The organism is Floridaenema evergladense BLCC-F167, from assembly GCF_041929205.2.
GTDB classification, from domain to species: domain Bacteria; phylum Cyanobacteriota; class Cyanobacteriia; order Cyanobacteriales; family Aerosakkonemataceae; genus Floridanema; species Floridanema evergladense.
In genome coordinates, this window is record NZ_CM171625.1 from 1,617,847 (window position 1) to 1,629,579 (window position 11,733).

At 41.1% G+C, this 11,733-nt stretch carries 12 protein-coding genes; 4 read left to right on the top strand and 8 right to left on the bottom strand.

Going from position 1 to position 11,733, the window contains the following annotated elements:
* Window positions 1-66: 66 nt before the first annotated feature.
* From ACE1CA_RS07635 to ACE1CA_RS07650, 4 genes are read right to left on the bottom strand one after another with little or no spacing between them, the layout of a single operon-like run.
* Window positions 67-192, bottom strand: a complete 126-nt coding sequence (locus tag ACE1CA_RS07635) for a hypothetical protein (protein WP_413277262.1) — start codon at window positions 190-192, stop codon at window positions 67-69.
* Window positions 193-205: 13 nt separating this feature from the next.
* Window positions 206-1,471 carry an ABC transporter ATP-binding protein gene (locus ACE1CA_RS07640; RefSeq protein WP_413277261.1) on the bottom strand — a complete coding sequence of 422 codons (1,266 nt, stop codon included), beginning with the start codon at window positions 1,469-1,471 and terminating at the stop codon, window positions 206-208.
* A 23-nt stretch (window positions 1,472-1,494) separates the two neighbouring features.
* Window positions 1,495-2,169: a metallophosphoesterase family protein gene (locus ACE1CA_RS07645; RefSeq protein WP_413277260.1), complete on the bottom strand. Its 675-nt coding sequence runs from the start codon at window positions 2,167-2,169 to the stop codon at window positions 1,495-1,497.
* Complete coding sequence (locus tag ACE1CA_RS07650) at window positions 2,169-4,721, bottom strand: DNA gyrase/topoisomerase IV subunit A (protein ID WP_413277259.1); 2,553 nt, start codon at window positions 4,719-4,721, stop codon at window positions 2,169-2,171. Before ACE1CA_RS07650 ends, ACE1CA_RS07645 begins: the two co-directional genes overlap by 1 nt.
* A gap of 123 nt (window positions 4,722-4,844) precedes the next feature.
* Here ACE1CA_RS07650 and ACE1CA_RS07655 point away from each other — a divergent pair, with 123 nt between their 5' ends.
* A complete protein-coding gene (locus ACE1CA_RS07655; protein ID WP_413277258.1) occupies window positions 4,845-5,252 on the top strand; it encodes a response regulator in 408 nt (135 codons plus the stop codon).
* Window positions 5,253-5,719: 467 nt separating this feature from the next.
* Here ACE1CA_RS07655 and ACE1CA_RS07660 read toward each other — a convergent pair whose 3' ends face one another.
* The 3 genes from ACE1CA_RS07660 to ACE1CA_RS07670 all read right to left on the bottom strand — a co-directional run bounded on the left by ACE1CA_RS07660 (window position 5,720) and on the right by ACE1CA_RS07670 (window position 7,035).
* The gene (locus tag ACE1CA_RS07660; RefSeq protein ID WP_486517709.1) at window positions 5,720-5,842 is read right to left on the bottom strand and encodes a hypothetical protein; all 123 of its coding nucleotides are present in this window, start codon (window positions 5,840-5,842) and stop codon (window positions 5,720-5,722) included.
* Between the two features lie 19 nt (window positions 5,843-5,861).
* The gene (locus ACE1CA_RS07665) at window positions 5,862-6,752 is read right to left on the bottom strand and encodes a tetratricopeptide repeat protein (protein WP_413281712.1); all 891 of its coding nucleotides are present in this window, start codon (window positions 6,750-6,752) and stop codon (window positions 5,862-5,864) included.
* A 154-nt stretch (window positions 6,753-6,906) separates the two neighbouring features.
* Complete coding sequence (locus tag ACE1CA_RS07670; protein WP_486517710.1) at window positions 6,907-7,035, bottom strand: hypothetical protein; 129 nt, start codon at window positions 7,033-7,035, stop codon at window positions 6,907-6,909.
* 105 nt (window positions 7,036-7,140) lie between these two features.
* On the opposite strand from ACE1CA_RS07670, the gene ACE1CA_RS07675 reads away from it, so the two are divergent.
* The 3 genes from ACE1CA_RS07675 to ACE1CA_RS07685 all read left to right on the top strand — a co-directional run bounded on the left by ACE1CA_RS07675 (window position 7,141) and on the right by ACE1CA_RS07685 (window position 10,924).
* Window positions 7,141-8,733 carry an efflux RND transporter periplasmic adaptor subunit gene (locus tag ACE1CA_RS07675; protein WP_413281711.1) on the top strand — a complete coding sequence of 531 codons (1,593 nt, stop codon included), beginning with the start codon at window positions 7,141-7,143 and terminating at the stop codon, window positions 8,731-8,733.
* Between the two features lie 115 nt (window positions 8,734-8,848).
* A complete protein-coding gene (locus ACE1CA_RS07680) occupies window positions 8,849-10,063 on the top strand; it encodes an ABC transporter permease (protein WP_413281710.1) in 1,215 nt (404 codons plus the stop codon).
* 144 nt (window positions 10,064-10,207) lie between these two features.
* Complete coding sequence (locus ACE1CA_RS07685; protein WP_413281709.1) at window positions 10,208-10,924, top strand: ABC transporter ATP-binding protein; 717 nt, start codon at window positions 10,208-10,210, stop codon at window positions 10,922-10,924.
* A gap of 203 nt (window positions 10,925-11,127) precedes the next feature.
* Here ACE1CA_RS07685 and ACE1CA_RS07690 read toward each other — a convergent pair whose 3' ends face one another.
* Window positions 11,128-11,379, bottom strand: coding sequence for a DUF4278 domain-containing protein (locus tag ACE1CA_RS07690; RefSeq protein WP_486517711.1), 252 nt, complete (start codon window positions 11,377-11,379; stop codon window positions 11,128-11,130).
* Between the last annotated feature and the right edge of the window lie 354 nt (window positions 11,380-11,733).

The following is an 11,733-nucleotide window of genomic DNA, read 5'->3' on the forward strand; positions in this document are numbered from 1 at the left end:
CTATATGTTTTTACCTTATTTTAGGGTAAAAAGCCGATATAAATTGATAGCGATCGCACTTGTAAACTATGAGTCTGAAATATTTTCTTTTGTTGTTACAGATTTAGCTTTTCCTAAACGATAAGCTGTCAGCGGACTGTTACGAATATCTTCTTCTGCTTGTGCGATCGCTTTATCCAGCAATATATTCAAAGTTTAAATTTTATTAATTTATGGGAAATATTGCTAAGTTAGTTTCCGGGTCAAATAAATGAATTTTTTTACTTTCTAACGCTAAGGATATTTTGTCACCAATACTTACTTGTTTTTCCGGTGGAACTCGCACTTGTAGAGTGAAATTCGCGTTAGTTTCATCCAGCAAATGAACTGATAAATAAGTTTCATTTCCCAAAGCTTCCACCAAATCTACTTCTACTTGTAAATTTTCTAGTGCGGGAACGCTTAAACTAAAATGTTCGGGACGAATGCCTAAAATTAGGGATTGCCGATCGTACTTTCGCAACGCAGATTCCCAAACTTCGGGTAAATTTAACCGAAATTGGGGATGATTAATTAACAGCGGCGCTTGGAATTGTACGGGAATAAAATTCATTGGTGGAGAACCAATAAATTGCGCTACAAACATATTAGCCGGACTGTTGTATAATTCTAAAGGTTTAGCTAATTGTTGTAATTGACCTTGATTCATTACTGCAATGCGATCGCCCATCGTCATCGCTTCAGTTTGATCGTGAGTCACATAAATAGTAGTAGTACCCAATTGTCTTTGTAATTTGACAATTTGGGCGCGAGTTTCCGCTCTTAATTTAGCATCTAAATTTGATAAAGGTTCATCCATCAAAAAAACTTGGGGATTTCTGGCGATCGCACGTCCTAATGCTACCCGTTGTTTTTGTCCCCCAGAAAGTTGCTTTGGTAAACGTGACAAAAGCGACTCAATTTGTAATAACTGCGCCACATTTTTTACTTGCTTCTGAACAAGCTTTTCCTTTGGTGAAAGGTAACGCAATTCTTTAGGAAAAGACTTGGTTATTCTCACCAAAAAATCTTCCTTTAATCGAGAAAACTGCTCCCCTGCTCCCCTGCTCCCCTGCTCCCCTGCTCCCTTCATTCGCCGCAAACCAAAGGCAATATTATCATAAACAGTCATGTGGGGATAGAGAGCATAATTTTGAAATACCATTGCGATATCCCGTTCTTTTGGTGGTAGATCGTTCACCAATCTTTCTCCCACCCAAATATTCCCCCCGGTTAATTCTTCCAATCCCGCAATTAACCGCAATAATGTACTTTTACCACAACCAGAAGGGCCAACTAATACCATAAATTCCCCATCTTCCACCGTCAAATTAATCCGCCGTAAGACTGGAGTTGATGCGAGAGAATCATTTCCCTTTTCTGCTTCCGGTTCTTGAATTACTTTGCTTTCAAAAAAGCTTTTATAGACATTTTCTAAAACAACTTGTGCCATAATTTATTCCTATATCTTACTTTTCAATTGATTTGATTAATCAAAAATTTGCGAGTTTCACCAATTTTATTTGCTTGCCAAACTGTACCATTTTCCACATCTAAACAAGTTAACCAACCTGTTTTATAAGCCAAAGTATCAATACAGATAGCATAACCGAGATTCAATGGGAAACCACTTTCTAAACTTTGGTGTCCGTAAACAATTGTTTTACCAGAAAAGTGTGGCAAAGGACGATCGCTCAATCCCCAAAATAGGATTATTTCAGGTTGTTCAGCTAATGGCAAATTCGGATCGGCATCAGCGTGTACGAATAAATGATTATCTGTTTCATACCAATTAACACATTTATTTGCTAAAAAATCCCAATGACTATCAGGAATATCTAGCAAATTAAGTTGTTCAGAACTTGAGTAAGAAGATAAAGTCGCCTTTCCACCCATTTGCAACCATCCTGATATTTTCCCATCATGACGACAATTTAGCATCATTTGTTCATGATTTCCGCGTAAAGCTACGAGTTGTCCAGTTTCATAAAGAGTAATTAATCGATCGATCGCTCCTTTTGAATCTAAGCCATGATCGACATAATCACCCAAAGTAATGATTCGATCTTCTGGCTGTATTTGTACTACAGAAAGAAGATTATCGAAAGCGATCGCACAACCATGAATATCACCAATTGCCAGAATACGCATTATCCCTCAACTCTTACTAAATCTAAAACTTTTTCCTCTTCCTTAAGTTTGTTAATGCGATCGCCAGTTCCATCCTTACCCCAAAAAGGAATTCGTTCTACTGGTAAATTTATCATTCTAGGCGCATCAGTTAACAGCAATACTTTAGTTTCTGGGATTACTTCAACCATGCAAATTAAAGTATCTAATTTGCTAGTGTATTGTAAAGCTTGCGTACCAATATCACCTAAATTAGCTAAACGAATCGCACTAATTGGTAATCGCTTGGCATAACCAAAGTGAGTTACTAACAACAAATTATCATCTTGATTGAGGCTAACAGCACTAATTAATTTTTCATTTCGACCTAATCTTAATGCTTGTAAACCCCCAGCACCTCGACTCATTACAGGTAATTGTTGTTCGTTAAGTAAGAAGCGCAAAATGCGTCCGCCAGTGGTAGCTAAAGCGATTTCTTCGCGTTCATTTGTTGGCAAAGCATACAATAATTGCTCGTCTTCCTTCAGTTTGAAAACTGTTAAACCACGACGACTTAAATTAGCGAATTCAGAACCGACTAACCGCTTAATTCTTCCTTGCTGACTCACCACAACTACGCTACTCGAATCTTCCGCTGACGGCGCAATAAAATATCCTACCAAAGTTTCGGGAACTTCCTTCGCTTGCGGTAACAAACTAACTAACGGTGTACCTTTTGCTTGTCCAGAAGTAGGCGGAATTTCCCCAACTTTTACCGGGAAAGCTTTACCGCTACCAGTTACAACTATTAAATCTGCTTCAGTAGTTGTGGAGAAAGTTTTTACAACCACATCATCAGCAGATTTCAAGTTAGATTTACTGCCATTTTTAGGTAATCTCCTGATATAACCTTTGTGCGTAATTTCTAAATTTGCTTCTTCAGGAGTGGTAGAAGTTAGGGGAGTGAATAAAGAAAGTTGTCCTTCCGCCTCTTCGGTTTTTGGTTTATCTCGGCGGCGTTCTCTAGGAGTTTTATCTTCCTTTTGTGCGATTTTCTTGGTTGCGGTTGCAGTGACTTTGGGATTGTAAATGCGAGTGCGTCGAGGATCGGAGTATTTCTTTTTCAAAGAACGCAAATCTTTTTTCAAAGCTTTGAGTAATTCATTTCGATCGCTCAACAACCGCTGTAAATGTTGAATCCGTTCCGTAAGTTCGTTTAATTCCTGTTGTAATTGCTGACGTTCTAAACCAGTTAACCTACGCAAAGGCATCGCTAAAATAGCATCAGATTGGCGATCGCTAAAATTAAACTGACTTTGAAAAGTAACTTTTGCCGTCGATCCATCCGGCGCATTTCGCAGAATCTCAATAATCGCATCTAAATTTTCTAAAGCTGCAATTAAACCTTCAACTAAATGTAACCGTCTTTCCGTTTGTTCTAACTCATAGCTATATTGTCGAGTCAGAGTTTGTTCCCGAAAACTGAGAAACTCCTGTAAAATTTGCCGCAAAGTTAATTGTCTAGGTTGTCCATCTACTAAAGCTAGTAAAATGGCTCCAAAATTAGTCGCTAACGCTGTTTGTTTGTATAAATTTTCCAGAACTTCTTGGGGACTAGCATCGCGTTTTAGTTCAATTACTACGCGCATTCCTTCGCGATCGCTCTCATCCCGAATATCCGCAATCCCCTCAATTTTACCTTGATTAACTAACTCGGCAATCTTTTCAATCCAAGCTGCCTTATTCACCTGGAAAGGTAACTCAGTCACCACGATCGCACTGCGCGTAGTTCCCCTTTGACGCTGACGACCTCTACCAATTTGAATTTCCTCAATATTGGCAATTCCCCTAACAGTAATAACACCCTTTCCTGTGGTGTAAGCCTCACGAGTTCCCTCCATTCCCACAATTTCGCCCCCAGTGGGAAAATCCGGCCCCGGAACTAATTCCAACAACTTATCATCAGAGAGATTAGCATCATCAATTAAGGCAATTAACCCATCTACCAACTCGCCTAAATTGTGTGGTGGGACATTAGTCGCCATCCCCACAGCAATCCCAGCGCAGCCATTAAGTAATAAAATAGGTAATTGAGCAGGTAAAACTACAGGTTCTTGTTGGGAATTGTCAAAATTAGGGATAAAATCAACCGTAGCTTCGCCAATTTCACTCAACATCGCCTCATGACTAATCGGTGCAAGGCGTGTTTCAGTGTAACGCATCGCTGCTGGGGGGTCATTATCTACCGAACCAAAATTTCCATGACCTGCCAACAAGGGATAACGACAGGAGAAATCCTGCACCATTCGCACCAAAGCATCATAAACTGCTTGGTCGCCGTGAGGGTGATACTTACCTAAAACGTCTCCAACTACACGAGCACATTTCCGGTAAGGTCGATCGGGCGTTAATCCCAATTCGTGCATCGCATACAAAATCCGTCGATGTACGGGTTTTAACCCATCTCGCACATCTGGTAGCGCTCGCCCGACAATCACACTCATGGCATATTCAAGATAAGACCTTTGCATTTCCGTATGCAGAGCCGTAGTGATAATCTGTCCTGAAGGGAGTATGTTTAACTGTTTTGCCATGAGTCAATGTTCCTTAACGATGACGAAAAATAATAGATGGGTGCGAAATTAACAATTTTTACAGTAGTATCAATCGGCATAGCCAATACTGTCTTATTCTGAATTTAGGGAAAGGAAACCAAAATGAAAACTGTTCTAATAGTTGAAGACGATCCAGTTAACCTCCGCGTTTTCTCGAAGATTCTTACTAAACGAGGTGGTTTAGAAGTTAAAGGGACTGAAGATGTAGACGAAGTAATGAAAATTGCCCAGTCTGGTCAGGCTGACTTAATTTTGATGGATGTTTCTCTACAGAACAGTAATTACCAAGGTAAATCGGTGGATGGGATTAAAATTACCCAAATGTTAAAAGCCGATCCTCAAACTGCCAATTTGCCTGTGATCTTAGTAACGGCGCACGCGATGGAGGGCGATCGGGAAAATTTCCTCAAGCAAAGCGGTGCCGATGGTTATATTTCTAAACCTGTGGTCGATCATCAAGAATTTGTAGACCAAATTTTGGCTCTACTGCCTAAAGACTCTCTAACTTAATAAATAGCGCAGGCACTCTCAGACTAGCCATTCCTAGCATAGAGGCCGGGGAGCAGAGACGCAAACCACCAGGGGAGAGGATTAGAGCTATTTTTTCCTTCAATGCAGTTTAAATGTGGCACACCTTATTACTATTTTGTCTGTCTGATTCATAAGAGCATAATTCTAATTTAGGTTTTCTAGTACTTATGTACTACTTTTATGCCATTTCAGCAATAACTTTACTCAGACCAAGCGAATAAATTATAATGTAAAGTTAAGCTTGTTTGCAGGAAGCAGGGGAAAGGCTGCAAGAAAAGATTGTTCTGCCGTACCTGTGGGGACTGGGGACTGGGGAATGGGGACTGGGGACGTTCGGCTGAGCGCTCACGTCGAAGCCTGGGGAACAAGGGGACAAGGAGACAAGGAGAATTTTTTACCTTCTGCTACGGCACCTCTCCCCGTTGACGGGCAGGGCTAATTCATGGTCAACAGAGAAATTGATTTGTGTAGGAGAGATGGTGTAACAAAGGAAAAATCATCGCTTCTCTTTCTCCCCTTGTCCCCCCATCCCCCCATCTCCCCATCTCCCCATCTTCCCATCCCCCCATCTCCCCATCCCCCCATCTCCTAGCGAGGTGTTCTTTGAGGAGAGGATTGAGACTCAGAAGAACCCTGAGCGATCGTAGCTTGCATTCTGGGAGTAGCGAGAAATTTTTGCGTGTCGCTAATTAAGCGAGTACCCCAAAGATTTTGCTTTAAAAAGTCTAGATCGGCATAACGATCGTCACTCTTAATCGCAGATTCTCCTAAAGTTAAAGCTTTTTCCCGATCGCCTTTCGCGTAGAGGGCGACAGCGATCGCTAACTTAGGTTCTACACCATCCTTTTCAATAGTCAGAGCTTTTTGCCATTGTCCAATAGCAGCATCAACATTGCCTTGTTCATATTTAACCAGTCCAATGTTGTTAATTGCAGGCCAGAATTTAGCATCAGCTTTGACAGCTTTTTGGTAATTATCCAAAGCTTGGGGAAATTGATTTAACTTGTAATGAGCATTTCCTAAATCAAATAAGGCTTCGGGAGAATTGGGTTTAAGTTTCAAGCCATCTTTTAAAACAGCGATCGCAGAATCATATTTTTCCTGCTGAAAATATGCCGAACCCATAGCAAAGAGAATAGCAGCCTCGTCAGGCTTTAAAGACTGAGCTTGTTTGAGTGCCGCAATTGCTTTGTCCAACTGATTGTTCTGCACGTACAATCCACCCAGCAAAAACCAAGCTTGGTAATTTTTGGGGGAAAGCTGAGTTGCTAATAGGGCGCGAGTTAATGCTAATTCATATTGTTGGAATTGAGCCAACTGAGTAGCTTCTTGTGCTAAGCTCAATCCTTGCTGCTCCAGCTGAGCGGTGTTGAGTTGCAGCGCATGGGGTACCAGCGCCTGTCCAAAAGCTGGCACAGCCGCACTCCAAATCCCGAAGATGAATAAAAGATGAAACCAAGGTTTGCGTTTGGTTGGCACAGTATAGCCTCGAAGTCAGAAGATATCGTCAGTTTAGTTTAACGATAGTTTACTTTATTATTACGGACAAGTTCTGGAACCAGATCCCCGACTTCTTCGAGAAGTCGGGGATCTTTGAATTTGAACCTAAATTGAGTTGCTGGTGTCTTTATACTTATGTAGACCGATCGCATTTTCCCCCAGAAAATACCCGATCGACCGATCGCGCTAAATTGCTAAAATCGCTACTATTAAGAAAAATGAAGTAAACTGACCTAACTATCGTGTCAAAACTTACCGACATACCACACTTATCTAAGAATCAAGTTTATTGAATCCCTCTGAGCATATTTTTATTTTCTGAGTAATACCCATATTCCTAGTCGTTCTGATTACATAATCTCCCATCATGCAAATTCCTTTTATTAGTAAAAAACTCGATCGGCGAACCCCTTGGATTGCTGCATTAGTCGCAGCGGGACTATTGAGCGTCTCGGCTGGAACTTACGTGGCAGTCAATCGGGTAACGCCCAAAACTGACACGGCACAAGTAACTGTACCAGTAGAAGCCAAAACCATTACCCTGCGAATTACTGCCAGCGGTACAGTAGTCCCGATCCAAACCGTTAACCTCAGCCCCAAAACTGCCGGAAGGATTGCTGAGTTAATGGTGGAACAGGGCGACGAAGTAAAAGCAGGTGATATCATTGCCAAAATGGACAATGCTGACATTCAGGCGCAACTAGCCCAAGCAAAAGCAGCTTTAGCCAAAGCTCAAGCCCAGTTAGCAGAAATTCGCGCCGGAAATCGCCCCGAAGAAATTTCCCAAGCTAGAGCCAGATTATCACAAGCCCAAGCCCAGTTAGCCGAAGCCAGAGCCGGAAGTCGCCCGGAAGAAATCGCCCAAGCGAGATTTCGTTTAGAACAAGCTAGAGCGCAATTAACTGCGGTACAAACTGGTAATCCCCAACAAATTGCCCAAACTCAAGCTCAAGTGCAAGCTGCTCAAGCTAGGTTAGATTTAGCAAATCAGCGTTTGAAAGCTAATCGAAGTTTAGCTAATCAAGGGGCAATTTCTGCGGATAGATTGCAAGAAGTTACTTCTGAATATCGCAGCGCAACGGCAAATTTAGAAGAAGCAAAACGAAGATTAGTACAATTACAAAATGGTACTTCTCCAGCCGAAATTGCTCAACGTCAAGCAGCGGTTCAAGAAGCGCAAGAAGCTTTGGAAATGTTGCAAAAAGGTACTCGTCTAGAAGTAATTGCTCAAAAAGAAGCAGCAGTAAGAGAATCACAAAAAGCTTTGGATTTGTTAATCGCAGGTTCTCGCCCGGAAGATATTGCTCAAGCGGAAGCTGGAGTGAAAGAAGCCCAAGCAAGAGTAGAACAAATTCAAGTGCAATTAAATGATACGATTATCCGCGCTCCTTTTGAGGGAATTGTTACTCAAAGATACGCAACTGTGGGAGCTTTTGTTACGCCAACAACTTCGGCTTCTAGTAGTGCTTCGGCAACTTCTACTTCGGTAGTTGCGATCGCTCGCGGTTTAGAAATTCTCGCTAAAGTTCCCGAAGTTGATATCGGCAATATTAAACAAGGACAAGAAGTAGAAATTGTCGCCGATGCTTATCCCGATCGAGTTTTTAAGGGCAAAGTGCGCTTAATTGCTCCTGAAGCAATTATCGATCAAAATGTGACTTCTTTCCAAGTGAGAGTAGAGTTAGTTACTGGTTTGGAAGAGTTGCGATCGGGAATGAATGTGGATTTAACTTTCTTAGGAAAACAAGTAAGCGGTGCTTTAATGGTGCCGACAGTGGCGATCGTTACCGAAAACGGAAAAACTGGAGTTTTATTACCAGGTAAAAATAACAAATCGGTCTTTCGTCCGGTAACAATTGGTTCCACAATTCAAGACCAAACTCAAATTTTAGAAGGTCTAAAAGAAGGCGAACAAATTTATATTGATTTGCCCAAAGACCGCAAACAAATTAAACCGTAATCGATCGGGATTTAAGGATTTACATGATAATCAGGATTAATCAATAAATCATGTAAATCCTCAAATACTGGTCAATCCTGGTCAAATCTAGTAAATCTTTAAATCCTGATAAAAAATGGATATTGTAGAAAGCGTGAAAATGGCAACTACTACATTAGTTGCAAACAAATTACGTAGCACTTTAACAATGTTAGGCATTATCATTGGTAATGCCTCCGTAATTGCTATGGTAGGAATTGGACAAGGGGCGCAAAAGTTAGCATCAGAACAGTTTGAATCCCTTGGGCCAAATGTTTTGTTTATCATTCCTGGTAATCAAAACGCGCAAAGAAACCGGGATATTCCGAAAACGTTGGTGTTAGAAGATGCGAATGCGATCGCACGTCAAGTACCATCGGTGACAGAGGTAGCCCCACAAATTCAAAGCCGTCAACAAGTAGTTTATAGTAATAAGAATACTAACACCCAAATTATTGGCGTTACCCCAGAATTTTTACCAGTTCGCAGTTTTGATTTAGCTAGAGGCAGATTTTTTAGCAATCAAGATTTGAAAAGCAACAACCAAGTAGCGATTCTCGGATCTGATGTAGTTGGTAAACTATTTGGTAGTCAAAACCCCATAGGAGAAAAAATTCGGATTAGAAATCTCAGCTTTTTAGTAGTTGGGGTGATGGAACAAAAGGGTTCTTTCTTAGGAAATAACCAAGACGATACAATTTTTATTCCTCTAACTACAATGGCAAATCGCCTCAGAGGAAGAACTTCTCCTTACGGAACAGAAGTAGATTTTATTGCAGTTTCGGCGCGAGATGCTAAAAGTATTGGTGCGGCGCAATTTCAAATTAGTAATTTGTTAAGATTGCGCCATAAAATTACCACCGAAGATGATTTTACCGTCAGAACGCAAAGAGATGTTTTGCAAATTGTCGGAACAATTACAGGCGCTTTGACATTAATGTTAGCAGCGATCGCGGGAATTTCTCTGTTCGTTGGCGGAATCGGCGTAATGAATATTATGCTAGTTTCGGTGACAGAAAGAACTCAAGAAATTGGGTTGAGAAAAGCGATCGGTGCCACCCAGCAAGATATCCTAATTCAATTCATGATAGAAGCAATCATTCTCTCTGCTGCTGGTGGCATTGTTGGAACTATAATTGGTGTTAGTGGAATCGCTTTAGTTGGTGCTTTAACACCTTTAAAAGCCGGAATTTCACCAGTTGCGATCGTCCTAGCTGTAGGAATTTCTGGCGGTATCGGTTTATTTTTCGGTGTCGTTCCCGCACAACGCGCCGCTAAATTAGATCCAATTGTCGCTTTGAGAAGCGCTTAGTTTAGGGACTGGGGACTAGGGACTAGGGACTGGGAAACAGGGGGAGAAAGGTACAAGGCGAAATGTATTAACTAAAAACTCCAATCCCCAATCCCCAATCCCCAATCCCCAGTCCCCAATCCCCAGTCCCCAATCCCCAAAATTATGCTCAAACCAGTAGTTATTCGATTAGAAAATATTAGTAAAGTTTACGGTAGTGGCGATACAGAAGTAAAAGCACTCCAAGAAGTCAACTTAATAGTTGAAGAAGGCGAATATTGCTCAATTATGGGTGCTTCTGGATCGGGTAAATCTACAGCAATGAATATTATCGGTTGTCTCGATCGCCCAACTTCCGGTAATTATTATTTAGACCGAGTAGATGTTTCTCAATTACCAGATGCAGAGTTGGCGAAAATTCGCAATCAAAAATTAGGTTTTGTCTTTCAACAATTCCACCTTTTACCCCAATTAACTGCTTTAGAAAATGTCATGTTACCAATGGTTTATGCAGGTGTTCCAGGGGGAGAAAGAAAAGAACGTGCGGTAGAAGCACTAACGAGAGTGGGATTAGCGCAAAGATTAAATAATAAACCTAATCAACTTTCCGGGGGACAGCAGCAGCGGGTGGCGATCGCACGCGCCATAGTCAACCGCCCAGTATTATTATTAGCAGACGAACCCACAGGCGCATTAGATTCTAAAACCACCCAAGAAGTAATGGATATTTTTACAGAATTAAATGAAAGTGGAATTACAGTCGTCATGGTAACTCACGAACCAGAAGTAGCAAAACAAACCAACCGTATCGTTTGGTTCCGCGACGGTCAAGTATTACACTCTCACCTCACCCCCGAAGAAATTGCCACAGTCGCCGTGTGATAATACTAATTGACACTCTCCCCTTAAGCTAACGCTCTCCAGGGGAGATTCTTGTTTCTTAGAGTGCTGCTTTTTAGCAGGATTGCTAATTAGTCTTACGCTCTCTCCACAAGCTTCAAATTCCGTTTGCCTAACGGTATTTGTTGACAGAATCTTGATATCGCTTCCACTCTCATCAAAAGCGATTTATTACCTGGCAGCGACTAATTTAAAGTGTCAACTGCCTCTCCACGATAGTAGGTAGTACCGTGATAAGAGAGCTTTTGATTTGCTACTGGTGCGATCGCTGGAGAACCTACGGAACAATATTTATTACCTCGATAAGAAAGTTCGATATTGTGTCGGGGTGATGAAATCGTAGGGAAATATTTAGCACCCCGATAGCAAAGCTGGGTATTATTTTGTAACAATGAAAATGTATCAGAATAGTTAGCACCGCGATTTACGAGTTGCATAGTAGTTCCTCCAAAAGTATTTGCTGTGTTTAAATGATTTATTGATACAATTGAAAAACGAAAGTTACATTGTTAGTGCGGCAGAAATAACTATCACAGTTAAAAGCAAGTAAAAAAGCTTTGTTGTTAGTCTTCTTTCCTTCTGCCCGATGTTTTTTGTCTTATTGTATTAGATTGCTAGAGACATTTGATAGCGCCAGTTAATAGCACGAGGTTTGACATAAGCTTTAGGAGCATCGGGAGTGTAATTGTAGGTATGACCGCGATAAATTAGTTGCATAATTTGTTTTTCCTTGGGTTTGTTTTGGTTTTTTCTGGTGCTGACACTTTTAATAATGCCGCTATTGCTGAGAT